Here is a 20,738-nt window from a genome sequence, read left to right as displayed (position 1 = left end):
TGATTCACCCCTTACAGTTCAGGTTTTGCTTTATGATGATCTGTTGCTTGCTCGAAAGCGTGAGCCACGCGGTAAACCGTTCCTTCATCAAAGTGCTTACCAATGATTTGCAGTCCTAACGGAAGACCGTTTGCAAATCCACAAGGCACACTGATTCCTGGAACGCCTGCAAGGTTCACAGGGATCGTTAAAATATCGTTCGCGTACATCGTCAGTGGATCGCTTGTCTTTTCACCAATCTTAAATGCAGGAGTTGGCGTTGTTGGCCCTACAATGACATCATACTTTTCAAAAACATCTTCGAAGTCTTTTTTGATCAATGTACGGACTTTTTGCGCCTTTTTATAGTATGCATCATAATATCCTGAGCTAAGAGCGAATGTGCCAAGCATGATGCGGCGTTTCACTTCGTTTCCAAAGCCTTCAGAACGAGTATTTTTGTATAAATCAATCAGGTTTTCTGCATTATCTGTACGGTAGCCATAGCGGATGCCGTCAAAACGCGCAAGGTTTGCAGATGCTTCTGAAGAAGACAGCAAGTAGTAAGTCGCAAGCGCATATTTAGAATGCGGAAGAGACACTTCTTCCCATGTGGCACCAAGTCCTTCTAATACTTTTAACGCTTGAAGAACAGACTCTTTTGCTTCCTCGCCAACACCTTCTCCAAGGTATTCTTTTGGCACTGCAATTTTCATGCCTTTGATGTCGCCAGTTAATGAAGAAAGAAAATCTGGGACGTCGACATTTGCACTCGTTGCGTCCATTTGATCGACTCCAGCAATCGCTTGAAGAACGTATGCATTGTCCTCTACGTTACGCGTAATCGGCCCGATTTGATCTAATGAAGAAGCAAATGCGATTAAGCCGTATCTAGATACACGGCCATACGTCGGCTTCAAGCCCACAACGCCGCAGAATGATGCCGGCTGGCGAATCGAACCGCCCGTATCTGATCCAAGTGAGAATGGCACTTCACCTGCTGCAACAGAAGCTGCTGAGCCACCACTTGATCCTCCTGGAACAGTGTTTAAATTCCAAGGGTTTTTCGTTGCTTTGTAGCCTGAGTTCTCTGTAGAAGATCCCATTGCAAATTCGTCCATATTTAATTTACCGATTGTGACTGCTTCCGCATCTCTTAAACGATTGACAACCGTTGCATCATAAATAGGATCAAAGTTTTGCAGGATTTTACTAGATGCTGTTGTACGTAAATCCTTTGTGACGATGTTATCTTTCACACCGATTGGCATACCGAACAATAGACCAAGCTCGTCCTTTTCACCAACTGCCTCGTCCAATTCCTTTGCATACGCACGAGCTTTCTCTTCGTCCAGTGCAAGGAATGCTTGTACTTTCCCGTCTACTTCATTGATTCGTTTATAAGACTCGTCCACTAAATCAGAAACAGACAGTTCCTTTTTATGTAAAAGCTCTTTTAATTCAGAAATTTTGTGATCAAACAGTGACATGCCTCAGGCCTCCTTTAGTCCAAAATTGATGGCACACGAATATAGCCGTCTTTATGATCAGGCGCGTTTTTGATGACTGCCTCAATGGAAAGACCTTTATTCGGAACATCTTCTCTCATGACGTTTTTCATTTTTAATACGTGTGTTGTTGGTTCAACGTTTTCCGTATCTACCTCGTTTAACTGCTCTGCAAATGAAATGATGCTATCAAGCTGTTCAGTAAACATTTCAGCTTCTTCTTCTGTAATTGCAAGCCGTGCCAAATGCGCCACGTGCTTTACTTCTTCTATTGAAATTCTAGACATGCAGGTTCACCTCCAAAAATGATACGTGTTCGTGGTCATGATCATAAGTCATATACACTTTATCATATCAAATTTTACTGTTCTAAAGCAACTTTACACAGGCGCAGCAAGAGCCCTTTTCTCTCGAAGCATCATAGTGATCCAACAGATAAAGAAAATAGTCATGCAGACCACCTTTTATTTTCAGAAAATTTTTACTTTTATTTACTTTTGTAAGCGTATACAAACTGATTCGTATCACCGATCTGTCCATTTTTTCTTCAAAATGAGGAGGTTTAAGAAGGTTGATCACTTGGGAATACTCTGTTAGGTTAAGTAACCATAGCAGTGAGAAGGGCATTCAATCAAAAAACTAGCCCTGACACTTCTGGATATTTTGATTGAGGTGATGTCAAATTTATACGAAAAAGGTGAGAACACAAAATGAGTATTGAAGTTACAATTTCCTTATCTATTTATTTTATCGGGATGCTTGCCATCGGTTGGTATGCATTCAGGAAAACACATGATTTAAATGATTATATGCTTGGTGGACGCGGACTTGGTCCATTCGTTACAGCTCTTTCAGCAGGTGCTGCGGATATGAGCGGCTGGATGCTGATGGGTGTACCAGGTGAAATGTATAAAACAGGTTTATCGACTACCTGGCTTGCGATTGGTCTCATCGTCGGTGCTTACTTAAACTATCTCATTCTTGCACCCCGTTTACGTTCTTATACAGAAATTGCTGATGATGCCATTACAATTCCTGATTTCTTTGATAAACGATTCAAAGGATCATCTTCTTTATTAAAAGCTGTATCAGCTGTCATCATTTTAATTTTCTTTACGCTGTATACATCGTCTGGGATGGTATCAGGCGGACGTTTATTTGAGTCAGCATTTGGTGCACACTACATGTTTGGACTGATTTTGACGTCAAGTATTGTTATTTTGTATACATTGTTTGGTGGATTCCTGGCAGTGAGCTTAACGGACTTTGTCCAAGGAGCTATCATGTTTTTAGCATTAGTGCTCGTGCCGATCGTTGCCTTTACACAATTAGGCGGACCTGTTGCTACATTCCAAGATATTCAACAGATTGATCCTAAATTGCTTGATATTTTTAGAGGAACGAGCGTCATTGGCATTATATCCTTCCTCGCTTGGGGACTAGGTTACTTTGGACAACCGCATATTATCGTGCGCTTTATGGCGATTACGTCCGTCAAAGACTTAAAACCAGCACGCCGCATCGGAATGAGCTGGATGATTATTTCAGTAATTGGTTCACTATCTGTCGGTTTAGTCGGTGTTGCCTATGTTCATGAAACGGGTATGAACCTTGCTGACCCTGAAACGATCTTTATCGTCTTTTCTAAGGTGCTGTTCCATCCATATATCACTGGATTTTTACTTTCTGCCATTTTAGCGGCGATTATGAGTTCAATTTCGTCTCAGCTGCTTGTCACGGCAAGTGCGATGACAGAGGATTTATACAGAACGTTCTTTAGAAAAAAAGCATCTGATAAAGAGCTCGTGATGATTGGCCGTATGTCTGTACTCGTTGTCGCTGTAATTGCCCTTTGCCTTTCACTTAATCCAAGTGATACCATTCTTGACCTTGTCGGTTATGCGTGGGCTGGATTTGGTTCTTCATTCGGTCCAGTCATCTTACTTTGCCTATACTGGAAGCGAATGAATCATCATGGTGCCCTTGTCGGGATGATTGTTGGGGCGATAGTCGTTCTCACATGGATCACGACAGGCCTTAACCATGCAACAGGTATTTATGAAATGATTCCTGGCTTTACGTTAAGTGGATTAGCTGCCATTATTGTGAGCTTATTGACAAGTAAGCCGTCAAAAGCATCAAAACAGCTATTTAACAAAATGGAAAATCATCTTGAAGAAGAAACAAAATAAAGAACATGAAGGGTCGTCTGCCTTATGCGGATGACTCTCTTTTTAAATTAAATAAAAAGCTTTTCTTTCTTCCGATTCTGAATAAAATAAGAGTTGTGCAGCCATATGGGCTGTGAGAAGATCATATACATGATGTGAAACGTACATGAAGTGAAGGAGCGATACGCATGTTTTGGACAATTGAATGGGATACAGTCTTAAAATTAGCCGTGGCCACCTTAATCGGTTTGATTATTGGGCTTGAACGCGAGCTGAAGAAAAAGCCACTCGGCTTAAAAACGTGTATTGTCATTGCTGTCAGCTCCTGCGTGTTAACCATCATCAGCATTGATGCAGCCTACAATTTCCCTCGAGTCTCTAGGCTTCAAATGGACCCACTCAGGTTACCGGCGCAAATTATATCTGGTGTTGGTTTTATTGGAGCAGGTGTGATTCTGCGAAAAAGCAATGATGTCATCTCAGGTCTTACGACTTCTGCGATGATCTGGGGAGCAGCAGGACTTGGGGTTGCAACAGGTGCAGGATTTTATAAAGAAGCCTTCCTCAGTCTTTTCTTTATTCTGGTTAGTGTCGAATTTCTACCATGGCTCTTCCAGCGGATCGGACCGATTCGCTTACAGGAAAAAGAAATCCGCATCAGAATGTCTCTTTCTGATCGAAACCGTATGACGGATATTTTAAAAGAAATAAAAGCCCTCAACATTCGCATTCATTCTGTTCGTATTGATGATTTAACAGAAAAGAACTATCCGATTATGGAAGTACGTGTACGCGTGCATAAAGATCGCTATACAACCGATGTGTATTTTGATATTAAAGATCTAGAAGGCGTCGTTGGCGTCAAGTGTGATACGGTATAAAAGGTGATGAGGCAAAAGTCTCATCCCTTTTTTTATGGGAAAAGGGGTTGAACCATTGCCCTCATTCAAATAAAATACAAATTATGAAATAAATGATAAAAGGGGATTTTTCATGGGCTCTATGGATCGTAAAAAACGTATTTTTCTTATGAGTGGGATTCTAGCGGTACTCGTATTCGCTGCTTTATTGACCTCACATTATGTCACTCCCGTCTCAACAAATGCAGCAGACAAGAAACAAACGAAAACACCAAAAAATGTTATTTTTATCGTTGGCGATGGAATGGGGATGCCCGTGATCAAAGCCTACCGCACATTCAAGCAGGAAAAGCTTGGTTCTCCAAAAGCACAAACCGTCTGGGACCCGTATTTAGTCGGGATGCAGACCACACACCCAGATGATCCTCGAGATAATATTACCGACTCAGCTGCCGCAGCCACGGCCATGGCGACTGGAAAAAAGACATACAATGATGCCATCGCCGTCAACCAAGAAAAAGAACCTCTTAGAAGTGTCGTTGAAGCAGCAAAGGAAGCACAAATGAAAACAGCCTTTGTTGTCTCATCTGACATCACCGATGCTACACCTGCCGCTTTTGGCACACATAACGTCTCCCGAAAAAACAAAGAACAAATTGCAGACCACTTTTTTGATGAGAAAATAGGCGGAGAGCACAAAGTTGATATCCTTCTAGGTGGCGGCATGCAATATTTTGACCGAAAAGACCGTGATCTTGTGAAAGAATTTGAGAAGAGCGGTTATTCCATACTAAGGTCAAAAGATGATTTAACCTCCCAATCATCTTCGAAAATGCTCGGCTTATTCCAGGAGGACGAGCTGGATCGAGCCATCGATCGTCCAAAGCATGTGCCTACCTTAAAAGCCATGACGCAGTCAGCATTAGCCCAATTAAATCAAGACAATTCGCATGGGTTTTTCATGCTGCTTGAAGGTAGTACCATTGATTCTGCTGGACATGAAAATGATGTGGTCGGCGCAATGAGTGAGATGGAGGATTTTGAGAAAGCAGTCCAAGCGGCTCTTCAATTCGCTAAAAAGGATCAAGAAACACTCGTTGTCATCACAGCAGATCATGCGACTGGCGGCTTTTCGTTTGGTGCAGACGGCATGACAAGTGAAACTGGATATAAATGGGACCCAGCACCTATTTTAGCTGCTAAGAAAACACCTGTGTATATGGCAAAGAAAATCGCAGGCGGACAATCGGTACGTGATGTCCTTCACACCCATATTGATTTCTCGCTCACAAATGAGGAAATCTCACAGGTGGAGAAAGCGGCACAATCAGGGAAGGCCAGTACAATTCAACTCAGCATTCAACACATCTTTGATCAGCGTTCTTTCTCAGGCTGGACAACCTTTGCTCATACAGGTGAGGATGTCCCTGTCTATGCATATGGACCTGGTAAAGCAGCATTTCAAGGCTGGATCGATAATACAAAGCAAGGAAAGAACCTGTTTCATATCATTGAATCACCGTCCACCTATCGCCCATAAAAAAACAATCCCCGCCTCATCACATAGGCGGGGATTTTGATGTTAAGATTGACTTAGCTTTGTAAAGTCAAACGTCGTAATCGGTGCTGCTTGCTCAATGTCGGAGCGGAAGCTAGCGAGCATGGCCTTCTCTTCTTCTCCGATGGTAGCCAAATCAAATGCTTGATGCAGCAAGCCATAGATTAGCACGTGACGTAAGCGAAGGAAGTCAGGAATGTAGGCAAGCCACTCATCCCCAAGCTCATTCTCTTCACGATAGCCTTTAAGGAACTGCTTCATAAAGTTTCCTGCAAAAGCTGCTTTGTCTTCGTATGGAATGACTGGGTACCACAACACATTGTATAGCAAAATGCTAATGTCATTCATAAACCAGTTGTACCCGATATCATCGAAATCAAAGGTCGTAATTTTGCCTTGATCCCAGTGGAAGTTTCCGTGATGAAGATCCGCATGAACCAATCCGTACGTATCCTGATTTTTCGGAAGCTTTGCCAGCTTTTCCATCAACCGATCCGCTTGTTCGAATACAAGCGTCTGATCGGCTGGGACATACTTACGCAATTTAAGCTGCTCCTCTTCATCCCACTCTTGTCTTTTATATCGCGTATCTGACAGCTGATAGCTTTTTGTCAGTTTATGCATGCGGCCTGTGTACTGTCCAAGGGCATAAAATAATTCATCATTCCAGTCTGCCTCTTCGACTTTATGACCCGGTGCTTTTTCATAGACCCGCAGTAAAAATGAACCGCCTTGCCCATCGTCTACTTGCTCGATATCACGGCCATTTAATGAAGCAATTGGTTTTGCAACCGAAAGTCCGCCCTTCGCTAAGTGATGGAGCCATTCCATTTCACCTAAAATATAATCAGGTGATCTGCGGATGGTATGGGTAATTTTTAAAATGAAAGACTCTCCGTCTTTTTTAAGTTCATACACATAGTTTTCTGCATCTGCGATAAAGTGGATGTCACTTCGCTGGACTCCGTATAAATGAGTGGCCTCATCTAAAATTTTTGATTCTTTATATATGGCTTTTACATCTTTATGCATGCTGATTCTCCCTCTTCATATATTTTGCTAATTCTCGAATGGTGTGTTTTTCAGCAAAATTCAAATCATCAACATACCAACCCTTCTTTTCTATCTCTACTTCCATTTTGACAGCAAGTAAAGAATTTCCTCCTAAATCGAAAAAGTCGTTGTCAATTCCTACTTTTTCCACATGAAGAATGTCACACCAAATCTCAAGAAGCAATGCCTCGCGTTCATTGGTTGGCTGTGCGTAAAGTCCCTGATCCTGCGTTAGTTCCGTCTTTAATAATGAACGAAGACCTTCTTGATCATGTACCTTAAGGGCTTTTACATACCCGCTGTGCAGCGTTTGATCTGTTTGAACCGTTTCCCATGTGTAACCTTCAGAAGCTGAATGACTTGCTGTCTCCACCCTTTGACCCTCTATTTCTTCAGCCGGGTGCTGACGAGGTGACAGGTGGTCGACGATCTGAATGTGATCGCTCAGTGAACCGATTTCTTCCACTTGTATCCGGTATGTTTGCTGCTCCCCCATCTCCTGCATCTGGTGCTCTTTCATAAATGACTTGAATAGCTCATTACGTCCAGTCGATGCAAATGTGAATTCAATAGAAGAAAGCTGGTGCTGACGGCTATATTCAGCGAGCCATGTCAGACATTTTTGCTCAATCCCTTTCCCTAGAGCACGGCAGCTTAGCATCCATGCATCAATGATCAAGGTGTCGCCTGCATGATGAGCCAAGATCGCCCCTACAATTCCTTCATGACTGAAGCGATCCGCTGCCTCGATAATCCAACCCTGAACAAGCTCATTTTCCATCCGCTCTCTCAGCTGCTGTTCATCAAAGCGCTGATCATTTAAGCGGAATTGGTTAATGCGACTGCTCATTTGCGCCACGCGGGCAAGGTGCTTTTCTCCCCACTTTGTTACACTCATGTTCAAATTCAAATCTTGTAAAAATTGCTCCATTGACGGCGATTCTGCTTTCTCCTTTTGACGAGCTTTTTCAGCCTTGTAGCTCGTTGTTCGCCCTCTATCTTCTTCTGTGACATCATAGCGGTCAAATGCCCAAGCATGCTGAGCGAATAATGGGATCGCTTTTTCATTGGCAGGTAGTAGCAGTGTCATCACTTCAGGCAGCTCTTCATTCATACGCAAGCACTGAGCAGGATCATCGTCTAAGAAAATAAACTGAGATAATGAAAGATTCAGTGAATCTGCCATTTCTTTGAGATGTGCCGGTTTACTTTCCCAATTGATCCGCCAGTCGACAATATCGTCTTTTTGCAAGATCATATCTGGGTGGTTTTCAAACACGCGCCACACATCTTCTTCATTATTCCTGCTGCTTAAGACAAGCAAGAGACCTTCTTTTTGCTTTTGTTTTAAAAAGCGCTGAAGCATTTGATGTTCTGGCGTAATATCGATGCCTTCTATACCGTCTTCTGAAACGACACCTCTCCAAAGCGTGTGATCACAATCAATGGCCGCTACCTTAAATGGTGCACCTTGCCATGCAATGAACTCGCGTGCGACTTTTGTACCGATGGCTCCACAAAAGACTTCTGTGAATGGGAGATGTGCGGCTTGCTCTCCTTTTGCATCAAAGATGTCATCTATCTGATAGTGCTTCGCAAGCTGACGGCAGTCGATTAATTGAACACCGTCTATCTCAGATAATTGAGCAATCCACTCTCGTTCCACATCTTGCAGCGTGTCTTTAAGAGCAGCACTTATCGGCAGAATCCCAACAAAATATAAGTTATGTTTCGTTTTTGATTTCAGAACGTTTGCAAGTTCTTCAGCATGCTCTGCAGCCAGTTTTTTCTTTTCTTCCAGTGAAAGATGAGCTGGACCCGTGATATCCTCTAATCGAATGAGCAGAAGGTTCGCACCGTTTTTCTTCTGTGAGATAAGGCTGCGCTCATTTAGTAATTCCTGATATACCTGCCCATACGGTGCAAATTGAACATCAAGCTGCACATCAAACTGCTTGGTCCAGTACTGAATGTAAGGTGCGATTGGATCTGCTGTAAATGTCGAGCTAACTGTAAGTACGAGCGGTGCTTTTTCCTCTGCACGCTCCCTTTTCTCCTTTGCTGCCTGTTCTTCTTCCTCTGTAAGCACATCGAAATCCTTGAGCAGTTGATCAGGTGTTTGAACAGCCTGTTCGACCAAGTGCTCGAAGTGCTTGACGAACGCTTGCATTGTCTCATGTTTAAACAGCGCAAGATTGTATTGAAGGACGCACTTTAACTCCCCCGTTACTTCTCTGACAACATCCATTTTCATATCGAGTTTGGAAATTCCCTTTGCAAACTCATGTGTTTCGAATGTTAGTCCATCGGCTTCGATTTTAATATTCGGATCGTACTCATTATGGTAGATGAGCATTGTATCAAAGAATGGATTGCGATGCGGTCTTGTTTTTGGATTCAGATGCTCAACCATTTTGTCAAATGGGTACTCTTGATGGTCATACGCATCCAGCAATACTTGCTTTGTCTGCGCCAGTTGCTCTGTAAAGGTTGATTCTTGTACCATGTCTAGTTTAATTGGCAGGAAGTTTGTAAACATGCCAATTGTATGCTCGATATCTGCATGACGCCGTCCAGCCACAAGTGAACCGACAATCAGCTCCTCTTGATCTGCATAACGTGAGAGCAGTAGCCCATAGAGCTGGAACAAGATAACGTTATTTGTCAGCTGATACTGTTCAGCAAGCTGTTCAATTTTCTCAACGATGTGCGGTTCAATATTGAATTTGATCGCTCTTCCTAAGAAGGATTGTTCCTTCCGTTCAAAATCATATGGCATTGTCAAAGTTGGCACATTTGAGCCAATTTGCTGCTTCCAATAATCCTGCTGCTTTTGAAACATCTCGCTGCGGAAATATTTGTCTTGCCATTCTGCATAATCTTTATATTGAACAGTGAGTTCCGGCAAGGTTTCCCCTCGATAGAGCTCAGTAAATTCTTTAATAAAGATGTTCATGCTCGCTCCATCCGCCACAATATTATGCATATCGACTAATAAGAGGTGATCGTTAGCTGCGATTTTCACAAAACGCACACGGATCAATGGTGCAGCCTTTAAGTCAAATGGACGAATGAATTCATCGATTTGTGCTTCTAATCCTTCTTCATCAGCCTCTGTCAATTCAACAGCAAATTGGAAGTCATCATGGACACGCTGAACTGGTTCACCATCTTTTAATTCAAAGGTCGTTCGCAAGGTTTCATGACGATCAATTAATTGCTTGAAGGTCTGCTCAAAGCGCTCGACGACAATTTCCCCTTTACATCTCAGTGCCATCGGCATGTTGTAAGAGGTCACTTGACCAATACGCTGATGAATGAGGAATGTCCGTCTTTGAGCAGCAGATAATGGATATGTGTCTTTCTTTTCGACTGGTTCAATCTTGAAATATTGATGCTTCTCTGCCTTTTCGATGAATGCTTGGAGCTTTTCAATTGTCGGATTGTTAAACATGTCTGTGAGCGTTAGCTCTACACCAAACTCTTTGTGAATTTGAGAAATCAGACCGGTGGCATTTAACGAATGTCCGCCAAGCTCAAAGAAATGGTCGTCTCTTTCCACCTTTTCAATTCCTAAAATGTCTTTCCACATCCGCTGTAACGTTGCCTCAATGTCATTCGATGCGGCGGCATGGACTTGATTGTTTTCTTCTATTTCCTGCCCTTTGTTATCCTTTGGCACCACCATTTGCACACCTGAGGATGAAGATAATGCAGATGTATCTACCTTTTCAATCCAATATCGTTGTCGTTCAAACGGATAGGTCGGCAAGGATACTTTTTGATTTGATGTCTGATTTCGCAATTTTTTCCAGTCAACCGGCACCCCTTGAAGCCAGATGTCACCCAATCTTCCCAGCAGGTAGCGGTCGTCGGCTGCCTCTTCTTTTGGATGACGCATCAATGGAATCGGCTGCTGATGATGTTCCTTTGAAGCTTGGCGAATAAAGGCACTTAACGTATTCCCCGGTCCGACTTCAACGAAAATAGGATCAAGCTCCGTTAATAACGTCTCTGCTCCATCACGGAAACGAACCGCTTGCCGCAAATGATTAGCCCAATATGCCGGGTCTTGCACTGCTTCATGGTCAATCCACGTACCTGTGACGTTAGAAATATACGGGATAGACGGCGCATTGAATTGATACTCAGCTACCTTTTCTTTAAATGATGGCAGGATGTCATCCATCATTTTAGAATGGAAGGCATGAGAGGTGTGAAGCTTCCTGCACCCATGTCCAGCAGACTCCAGCTTCTCAGCAAGTGCATCAATGGCTGCGGTCTCACCTGACACTACGCACAATTCAGGACCATTTACTGCTGCAAGTGAAAGATCATCTGTTAAATATGGCAGCACGTTTTGTTCACTCAAAGGAACACTCAGCATAGAGCCTTTTGGAAGCTGGCTAATGAGCTGTCCGCGATAAGCCACAAGATCTACGGCATCTTCAACAGATAGTAAACCAGATACGGCAGCAGCCGTATATTCTCCAATACTGTGACCGATCAGTGCCTGCGGTTTGACGCCAAAATGAATCAGCAATTTAGCCAAAGCGTATTCCACACTAAAGAGAAGCGGCTGCGTATATTCTGTTTGATTGATCAACTGACGATCATCACTTGCTTCTGTTGAGAATAAAATACGAAATGGGTCAACTGAGACATGCTGTTTGAATTGATTCAAGCATTGATCCAGCGCTTCTTTAAAGACTGGATATTTGTCATAAAGCTGACGCCCCATGTCTACATACTGAGATCCTTGGCCTGGGAAAAGAAAGACGACTGGACGGCTCGATGTTTGGGAGCTAGCCGTCTTGACCACCTCTTTTGACCTTTGATTCAGCGCCTGTAACATATCCGCCGTGTTACTTCCAAGAATGACACGTTTATGTGGGAAATGATGGCGCCCTGTTTGCAGCGTATAGGCAACGTCACTTAGACGAACATGCTGCTGATGCTGAAGTAAGTAGTCCGCAAGGCGATCCGTCATTTTTTCAAGAGCTGCTGGTGTTTTGGCAGATAATAAAAGAAGTTCACTATCCTCAGGGCTATCAGCGGCAACACGTGTAGCAGGTGCTTCTTCTAAAATGACATGAGCATTTGTTCCACCTATCCCAAATGAGCTTACACCTGCTCGGCGAGGAGATTCCTGCGTGCTCCATGGCGTCAAGTCTGTGTTTACAACGAAAGGCGAATTGGCAAATTCAATTTTTTCATTTGGTGTTTCAAAATGAATGGTCGGCGGAATCACTTGATGCTTTAAGCTTAAAACGGTTTTAATAAAGCCCGCGACACCTGATGCATCATTTAGATGACCAACATTTGATTTGACAGAGCCAATGCGGCAAAAGCCTTTTTTATCTGTATCAAATGCTTGCTTGAGCGCTTCAATTTCGATCGGATCTCCGAGGGTTGTCCCGGTTCCATGTGCTTCAATGTACGAAATGGTTTCAGGTTCCACCTCAGCCATTCGAAGTGCTGTCTTAATCGCTGAAACTTGACCTTTCGTACTCGGCGCTGTATATCCTACTTTTCTATTTCCATCATTATTAATAGATGACCCTTTGATGACAGCATAAATGTGATCGCCGTCTTCAATGGCATCCTCTAAATTTTTTAAAATAACGGCTCCTGCACCATCACCAAAAACGGTTCCATCGGCTTTGTTATCAAAGACGCGGCAATGCCCGTCAGATGAATGGATCATGCCTTCTTGATAAAGATAACCTGATTTTTGCGGCAGACGAATGGACACGCCACCTGCAACAGCCATATGACAGTCGCCGCTTAATAAAGCCTGAACGGCTAAATGAATCGACACCATCGAGGTCGAGCAGGCGGTTTGCACCACCATACTCGGTCCCTTCAGATTTAATTTATATGAAATCATCGTCGCTAAATAATCACGCATATTCAGAACGGCAGCTTCCAGTGTTTTCGAATCCTCACCTTGAGCCGCCCCTTGAAGTGCTCTCATGACCCATTCTGTATTGATCCCTGCACCTGTATAAAGACCGATTTGCCCTTTATATTCAAACGGATCGTATCCAGCGTCTTCAAGCGCCGTCCACACACATTCATGAAACAGTCTAAACTGCGGGTCCATCATGGCCGCTTCCTTTGGTGTATAGTCAAAGAAATCTGCATCAAATAAATCAACATCATCTAGCATCCCTTTTGCTTTAACAAAACGGGGATTTTTTAATAAAGCTTCATCTGTACCTTCACGCCGTAATTCTTCTTCTGTAAAAAAGGAGATTGTTTCTTTTCCCTTTTTCAGATTCTCCCAGTACTCATCTACATTTTTGGCCCCTGGAAAACGACCTGCAAGACCGATAACAGCAATTTCTGCGCCATGATAGTGATTCGTTGTATCATTCATTCTCGATTCCGCCTCTCAATCTTTTATTCCGTTGCTGTTTAAAACGAGCTCTTCGATCACCTGAAGTGACGACGGCTAGTTCTTCTTCCATCACTTCTTCCTTCGAGTCCTCAGAAGGCTGGATATATTTCGCAAGCTCTGCAACAGAAGGGTACGTAAACAACGTCACAACCGCTTCATTTGTTTGAAGTGCTTGATTTAACCGATTGGTGACTTGGACAATATCCAGCGAGCTTGCGCCGAGATCGAAGAAATTGTCGTGAATGCCCACTTGTTCCATGCCCATAAAATCCTGCCATACTTGGCAGATCGCTTTTTCAGTTTCATTTCGAGGCGCCACATATGGATTGCCCAGCTCTGGTCTTTCGTGCTTAGACACTTCATACGAATCCTCATCCGCTACGGTCTTAGGCTCTAGTGACAGCCATTGATCTATCCGTTCATCAAGATTTCCTGTGGACACGAGCATGTGTCGATTCTGCCGGCTAGACAGAACATACTGGAACAGCTCAGCACCCTCTTCTGGTAAAATCGCAAGCTCATTGATCGATTCACCTATTGTGGATTCTAGCTCACCCCAGAAATTCCACGCATCCCAGTTCACACACATCCACGGGGTTTGACTATGTTGATTAAGTCTAGCTGCAAATGCATCCATATATAAGTTAGCCGCTGAGTAAGCAGAGAATCCTAAGCCCCCAAGCAATGCACTAATGGAAGAAAAGAGAAGACAAAAGTCTGCTTGTTCTTGTTCCAGCAGCTGCTCTAGCACATCGAGCCCTTTCACCTTTGATTGGAATTGATCCTCTCCCTGCGCCAGTGTAGAAGGGATATCTTTGATTGCACGGAAGGATGTACTTCCTGGTAATCCTGCTGCATGGAATACACCATGAACGCCGCCATGCTTTTTGCGAATGGCATCAAATACATGTTTCATTTGATCAAGATCTCCTGCATTCGCCTGCACCGCTTCTACTGTTGCACCTAATCGTTCGAGCTCAAGCACCTTCTCAATTCTCGTGCGCTGCGCTTCATCGGCATTTGCTTGTTGAACATATGACGCCCATTCATTTCTTGGCGGCAATGCCGTTCTTCCAGTTAAATAAAGATGTACATTTCCTTCCTTCGCCAGCATCTTTGATAAAACAAATCCGATACCGCCTAAACCTCCTGTGATCAAATAAACACCATTTGGCCTAATCATCTTCGGAAGTCCATCTTCTTTTTGCAGCGGCAAATGCTTGTAGCTCTGCACCCAGCGCTTTCGATGACGATACGCCACAAGCTGGTCCTTTCCAGGCTGCATGATTTCCTGCACAATAAGATCGACAAGGACTTGTTCCTTCCAAGAAATGACTTCTGGCACGTCTTCCACATCGATATTCCAGCACTTAATATGATGGTATTCCTGTGAAATGACTTTACATGGTCCAAGCATTGCACTTTTCTCTGCACATATCGACTCATTGCCTGTGACTGGCTGAATTCCGCTAGTGATCGTAAACAGACGGCATTCTCGAATATTTTTTTGGGCAGCAATCGCTTGAGATAAGAAAATTAAACTGTAATAGCCTTTTTCAATGTGCGCCTGAAAAGCGGCTTGACGATTCGAGTTGTCATCTTCTTTCGCAGCTTCCCATAAATGCAGAATCCGCTGAATATTGATGCCTCTATTAGACAATGAATCTAGCATGTTTCGGTAGTGCTGGCCTTCTGCCGGATTGATCGTAAACGACTCATCTTGCTCTTGATAAGCTTCACCCTTTGTGACAGAAATGACCTTGATACCTTGTTGCGTAAATGAATGGGTAAACAGTTCATGAAAAGCATCCTGTTCCTTGAAAATGAGCCACGTTTGTTCTTCTGTTTCTTTTTCGAAAACTGGTTTTAGCGGCTGCTGCTCCCAAGAAGGCAGGTAGAACCATTCTTCCATCTCTTTTTTCTTCGTTTCTTTAGGAGCGGATAGCTGCGGAGACGCGGGCTTTCCTGCTTCAATCCAATATCGTTTCCGCTCAAATGGATAGGTCGGTAGCGATACGAGCTGACGTTCCTCTTGAGTTGGATGTTGCTGCGCTTTGACCTCGTAGCCCCCTGCCCATAGCTCTCCTATTCTCTTTAAGAAATATGCATGGTCATCCGCTTGTTCTCTCGTATGCCTCACCATATTCAGGACATCATGATGAGACTCCTTGTTTTCATGACGTTTCGCTAATGCCGTCAAGCTGTTTCCAGGTCCAACTTCAATGAGTGCTCGTACTTCATCCGTTAACAGCTGAGATAGACCTTCATGAAAACGAACGGTTCCACGCAGGTGGTTCGTCCAATAAGATGCTGTCATCACCTCTTCGCTTGTCGCCCAGGTGCCTGTCACATTCGATATAAACGGAATCGCCGGCTCGTGCAATTCTACTTTCTCTACGAATTGTTGAAACGCCTCAAGCATCGGCTCCATCATGTAGGAATGAAAGGCATGAGAAGTATGGAGCTGTCTTGTGACAATTCCTTTGTCTTGCAGTTTCATTTCAAATGCAGCGATATGCTCTTCTCTTCCAGAAACGACACAAAGGTCTTTTGCATTGACAGCAGCAACAGAAAGCGATTCATCGATCATTGAGATGAGCTCCGCCTCGGGTAATTGCACACTAAGCATCGCGCCTTTTTCCATGTCTTGCATCAATCTTCCTCTTGCCATCACGAGTGTTAATGCAGACTCGAGAGAAAAGACCCCTGACAAACAAGCGGCAACGTATTCGCCGATACTGTGTCCAATCATTGATTCTGGCTCAACACCGCTATGCTGAAGCAATTTGGCTAATGCATACTCAAATATAAATAGAAGCGGCTGGGCATTTGACGTTTTTGTGATGTCTTCGTTCGTTTCATTCTCGGAAAAAACAATGCTCTTTAAATCCACTTGCTCCGTTTCCATTACATATTTAAAGCATCTATCTACTTCCCATTTGAACACTGGCTCTGCATCATATAATCCGCGCATCATACCAGCATACTGAGCGCCTTGACCCGAAAACATAAAGGTCGCTTTACGCCATTTTTTGCTTCGGAACACACTCGTTTCAAGCTGTTTCTGCTGCATCCATTCATCAGCAGACGCGAGTACGATCGCTTTTCGGTATGGAAATTGCTTTCTACCATACCGTAATGTATAAGCAATATCTTCAAGTGGGACTTGAGGATGCTGGATCACATACTGCTTTAATCGCTCTGTCATTTCCGCCAAAGCAGTATCTGTTTTTGCAGATAAGACGAGCAGCTGCTTTTGGTTAGAAGCTGGCTTCTGCTTCGCCTGTATGCCCTCTTCTATGATCATATGGGCATTCGTTCCGCCAATACCGAAAGAGCTAACTCCCGCTCTTCTCGGACCATCTGCTTCCTTCCAATACAACGCCTTTTGATTCACATAAAACGGTGTATCTTTGAAAGGAATCTCCTGATTGGGTGATTCATAATGAATGGTTGGCGGAATCGTTTTATGCTGGAGAGCCAAAATGGCTTTAAACAGACCTGCAATCCCTGCCGCACTATTTAAGTGTCCGACATTACTTTTCACAGAACCGATCGGAATCGTCAGCGGATCTGTCCCTTTGAACACTTGACTAAGAGCAGATACCTCAATTGGATCTCCCATGTTTGTCCCCGTACCATGAGCTTCTACATAACCAATGGACGCGGGGTCGATACCTGATTTTTCATACGTTTCTTTTAAAACCTCTGCCTGTCCTTCCACACTCGGAGCGGTAAAACCAGCTTTTCGGCTGCCATCATTGTTCACACCAACCCCTTTGATGACCGCATGAATCGGGTTACCGTCTCTCATCGCATCTTCATAACGTTTTAGCAGAACAATCCCCGCTCCATCTCCGAAAATGGTTCCGCTCGCCTCTTGGTCAAACGGTCGGCAATGTCCATCCTTTGATTGAATCATCCCATCTTGATAGATGTAGCCGATATTTTCTGGAGAACTAACAGTCACACCGCCTGCCAGTGCTGCATCACATTCTTGATTCAATAATGCTTGACAGGCCATGCCAATATTGACAAGTGAGGTCGAACAAGCTGTTTGCATGGTCACACTAGGCCCGTGTAAATTCAATTTATAAGAAAGCTGTGTACTAAAGAACTCACGATCATTTAACAGCATGGCGCTGAATTGCTCAGTTGCTTCCATTTGATGGGCAAAGCGCGTCAGCCACTCATGGTTTGGACTCGTTCCTGTATAAACGCCAATTTTCCCTGCCATTCGATCAGGGTCACAGCCAGCATCCTCCAGCGCTTCCCAAGCACATTCATGCAAGAGCCTGAACTGCGGATCCATTAGCTCTGCCTCTCTAGCAGAATAGTTGAAGAAGTCTGCATCAAAGCCTTCGATTTCTTGTAAACGACCTTTTGCTCCAATGAAATTCGGATGCTGGTAGACAGACGCATCCAGCCCTGCTTTCTTGAGCTCTTCTTCTGTGAAAAAGTGAATCATTTCCTCGCCATTCACAAGTCGCTGCCAAAAGTCTTCTAGCGATGAAGCTCCCGGGAATCTTCCAGCCATTCCGACAATCGCAATATCCGTTTGCTCCTGAGACGTGTTTTTTACTTGGCTAGAAGCAGGCGTTTGAATCTGTTCTGACTGTTCTTCAAACAAATATTCAGCAAGACTTGCCACTGTCGCAAACCGATACAATTGCACAGTGTCAATTTGCTTGTCAACATGCTCAGATATTTTCGCTGCAAGCTGAGAAATATCAAGGGATGTCGCACCAAATTCGAAAAATGGCGATTCATCATCTATTTGATCAAACCCAAAATGAGTTTGCACAATGTCGTGAATGTCTTTTTGTAAAGAAGCGAGTGAAGCAAAGACACGCTGTTCATTCTGCGGCTTTTGTGGTTCAATGGCTGCCATCGTATTTGTTTGTGCAGAGAAATCAGTTTTATGAAATGGGTACCCAGGTAGCGGAATACGCTGTCTGTTCTTCTCATCTGTTATTGGGAAAGCTAAGCCGACCCCCATTTCCCAAAGAACACCTGCGATTTGAAGCATGTCTCCATCAAGTGGTTCGGTTGTTTTTTCTGCTCCCTTTTCAACTACAATCCCTTGTTTCGTTGAAAGGTCAATGATCAAAGCTGGTGATTCTTGCTCAACTATTAATGATTTTACAGGCTGATCCATAGTAAGAAGACCCTTTACAGACGATGGGTCGAAAGTGGTTAGTTCCTCCCCAGTTTGCTGCAAGTAAACAGGCTGTTGGAGTGTCCTCTGAGGCAGGGAAGCCAGCCTTTGATTAACCGTCTCGGTATCATGAAGATGGTACACAATAGTTGCCGCATCGTTTAGCTCAAGGCCGCCTGCTGCATATAAAGCTGTCCAGACGCCGCTACCTTCTCCAACCCATCCATCTAGTTCAATTCCGAGTGATCTTACCATGCTGGCAAAAGCCGATGTCATGATCAGCATCGCCACTTCTGATTGACTGCTTTGTTTAGGATGGAACAGCTCATCTTTTTTGATAGGTACCGCGGATTGGACGAGGCTTATGATTCGATCCACTTCTATTTTGAAAGAAGAATCTTTCTCATACAGCTTGATGTAATCACGTAAACCTGACTCATGATACCCCGTCAGCTTCATGCTGATCCGTTTATAAAAATGACTTTCTCTGCCTGCTGTCTCTTCATTCAGCAATTGCAGCTCCGCTAATAATTCATCCCGCGTGGAACAGACAAACGCCTTTCGATATTTGAAAGCCTTTCTTCCACTTTGTAAGGTATAAGCTGCTTCACCAAGTGAGAGATCAGGATGTGAGGAGACATATTCCTTTAAGTTTTTTGTCATGTTCTTCATGTCATGCGTTGATCTAGCTGACAGCACGATTAATTCTTTGGACGAGGCGTTGCTGTTTGCTTTTCTCGGCTTTGCCTCTTCTAAGATGACATGAGCATTTGCTCCCCCTATACCAAAGGCACTGACTCCCGCTCTCCTTGGCAATTGAGATGCCTTCCACTCCTCTTTGTCTGTCCCAACATAAAATGGGGTTTGATCAAAAGAAATGCGGTGATTCGGTTTCTCAAAGTGCGGCATCGGGGCAAATTGACGATGATGTAGCATCATGACTGTTTTGATAAAACCAGCTACACCGCTTGCGGCATCTAAATGCCCAATATTGGCTTTGACTGATCCAATTCGGCAATAGCCTTGTTGATCTGTTTGAAAAGCACGGGTAAGCGCCTCAATCTCAATCGGATCTCCAACAGGCGTCCCCGTTCCATGCGCTTCGATATAAGAAATCGTCTCTGGTTCTGTCTCAGCCATTTCTAACGCAGATTCAATGACACTTGCCTGTCCACTCACACTTGGGGCTGTATAACCGACTTTATTGCTCCCATCATTGTTCGTTGCAGATCCTTTTACGACAGCATAAATAAAATCTCCATCTTCTATCGCATCTTTTAATCGTTTTAGCACAACAACGCCTGCACCTTCACCAAAAATGGTTCCTTTTGCTTTTTCATCAAACGGACGGCAATGACCATCAGGAGAATAAATCATTCCTTCTTGGTATTGATAGCCTGTGATTTGCGGCTGATGGAGTGTGACACCTCCTGCTAACGCAAGGTCACATTCACCGCCGATTAATCCTTGGCAGGCCATATGGATAGCAACAAGCGATGTGGAGCAAGCCGTTTGCACCGATACGCTTGGACCTTTTAGATTTAATTTATAGGCAATCCGAGAAGCAAAGGATGGGTCATTGAGATGCATGATTTGAAACACATCTTCGTTCTTTGCAAGTGACGACATATGCTGCCCCATCCACGATAGATTGCTAGATGCGCCGGCATAAAGTCCAATTAATCCTTCGTATTGCTCGGGCTCATAGCCTGCATCCTCTAGCGCATGCCATGTGCATTCATGCATCAATCGAATTTGCGGGTCCATAATAGATGCCTCTCGCGGAGAGTAGCCAAAAAAGTCTGCATCAAATGATGATGCATGCTGTAAATATGGCTTTGCCTTGACATAATCAGAACGTTTTAGCAGCGTTTCATCTACACCCGCTGCCTTTAATTCTTCATCAGTGAAAAACGTAACGGATTCTTTCCCTTGCGATACATTTTCCCAAAACGCTTGCACATTCGGTGCCTCGGGAAACGTACCTGCTAATCCTACAACTGCAATTTCAAGTCCAGATTCGCTCCATTGCTCTTGATCAGACATAC

The 20,738-nt window shown here is 43.9% G+C and carries 8 protein-coding genes; 3 read left to right on the top strand and 5 right to left on the bottom strand.

What is annotated here, in order from left to right; all coding sequences use genetic code 11:
- Positions 1–11: 11 nt before the first annotated feature.
- Both gatA and gatC read right to left on the bottom strand, forming a co-directional pair.
- Positions 12–1,469, bottom strand: a complete 1,458-nt coding sequence (gene gatA, locus QRN39_RS17700; RefSeq protein WP_044141558.1) for an Asp-tRNA(Asn)/Glu-tRNA(Gln) amidotransferase subunit GatA — start codon at positions 1,467–1,469, stop codon at positions 12–14.
- 14 nt (positions 1,470–1,483) lie between these two features.
- Positions 1,484–1,774, bottom strand: a complete 291-nt coding sequence (gene gatC, locus QRN39_RS17695) for an Asp-tRNA(Asn)/Glu-tRNA(Gln) amidotransferase subunit GatC (protein WP_003213898.1) — start codon at positions 1,772–1,774, stop codon at positions 1,484–1,486.
- Positions 1,775–2,197: 423 nt separating this feature from the next.
- Between gatC and putP the strand changes: the two genes are divergently transcribed.
- The 3 genes from putP (at position 2,198) to QRN39_RS17680 (ending at position 6,058) form a co-directional block, all read left to right on the top strand.
- Entirely contained in the window at positions 2,198–3,679 is a 1,482-nt protein-coding gene (gene putP / locus QRN39_RS17690) for a sodium/proline symporter PutP (RefSeq protein WP_126741168.1), read from the top strand.
- A 167-nt stretch (positions 3,680–3,846) separates the two neighbouring features.
- Positions 3,847–4,539 (top strand): MgtC/SapB family protein, encoded by a 693-nt coding sequence (locus tag QRN39_RS17685; RefSeq protein WP_417894895.1) that lies wholly within the window; start codon positions 3,847–3,849, stop codon positions 4,537–4,539.
- Positions 4,540–4,651: 112 nt separating this feature from the next.
- On the top strand, positions 4,652–6,058 hold the full coding sequence (locus QRN39_RS17680) for an alkaline phosphatase (protein WP_253622874.1): 1,407 nt from the start codon (positions 4,652–4,654) through the stop codon (positions 6,056–6,058).
- A gap of 42 nt (positions 6,059–6,100) precedes the next feature.
- Here QRN39_RS17680 and QRN39_RS17675 read toward each other — a convergent pair whose 3' ends face one another.
- Genes QRN39_RS17675 through QRN39_RS17665 form a run of 3 tightly spaced genes read right to left on the bottom strand, consistent with a single transcriptional unit; the run spans position 6,101 to position 20,736 of the window.
- On the bottom strand, positions 6,101–7,108 hold the full coding sequence (locus QRN39_RS17675) for a phosphotransferase enzyme family protein (RefSeq protein WP_284907786.1): 1,008 nt from the start codon (positions 7,106–7,108) through the stop codon (positions 6,101–6,103).
- Positions 7,101–13,511 (bottom strand): type I polyketide synthase, encoded by a 6,411-nt coding sequence (locus QRN39_RS17670; RefSeq protein WP_284907785.1) that lies wholly within the window; start codon positions 13,509–13,511, stop codon positions 7,101–7,103. The genes QRN39_RS17675 and QRN39_RS17670 overlap by 8 nt, the downstream gene beginning before the upstream one ends.
- A complete protein-coding gene (locus tag QRN39_RS17665; protein WP_284907784.1) occupies positions 13,504–20,736 on the bottom strand; it encodes a type I polyketide synthase in 7,233 nt (2,410 codons plus the stop codon). Before QRN39_RS17665 ends, QRN39_RS17670 begins: the two co-directional genes overlap by 8 nt.
- Between the last annotated feature and the right edge of the window lie 2 nt (positions 20,737–20,738).

The organism is Bacillus sp. lyk4-R2A-2 (assembly GCF_030209735.1).
Classification (GTDB): Bacteria; Bacillota; Bacilli; order Bacillales; family Bacillaceae; genus Bacillus; species Bacillus pumilus.
This window is presented reverse-complemented; position numbering and strand designations above follow the sequence as displayed.

What these genes read in the sequence shown, in the direction of transcription:
- QRN39_RS17670 (WP_284907785.1), bottom strand. Translation starts at nt 13,511, where the DNA reads ATGAATGATACAACGAATCACTATCATGGCGCAGAAATTGCTGTTATC.
- gatC (WP_003213898.1), bottom strand. Translation starts at nt 1,774, where the DNA reads ATGTCTAGAATTTCAATAGAAGAAGTAAAGCACGTGGCGCATTTGGCA.
- QRN39_RS17685 (WP_417894895.1), top strand. Translation starts at nt 3,847, where the DNA reads ATGTTTTGGACAATTGAATGGGATACAGTCTTAAAATTAGCCGTGGCC.
- QRN39_RS17665 (WP_284907784.1), bottom strand. Translation starts at nt 20,736, where the DNA reads ATGTCTGATCAAGAGCAATGGAGCGAATCTGGACTTGAAATTGCAGTT.
- gatA (WP_044141558.1), bottom strand. Translation starts at nt 1,469, where the DNA reads ATGTCACTGTTTGATCACAAAATTTCTGAATTAAAAGAGCTTTTACAT.
- QRN39_RS17675 (WP_284907786.1), bottom strand. Translation starts at nt 7,108, where the DNA reads ATGCATAAAGATGTAAAAGCCATATATAAAGAATCAAAAATTTTAGAT.
- QRN39_RS17680 (WP_253622874.1), top strand. Translation starts at nt 4,652, where the DNA reads ATGGGCTCTATGGATCGTAAAAAACGTATTTTTCTTATGAGTGGGATT.
- putP (WP_126741168.1), top strand. Translation starts at nt 2,198, where the DNA reads ATGAGTATTGAAGTTACAATTTCCTTATCTATTTATTTTATCGGGATG.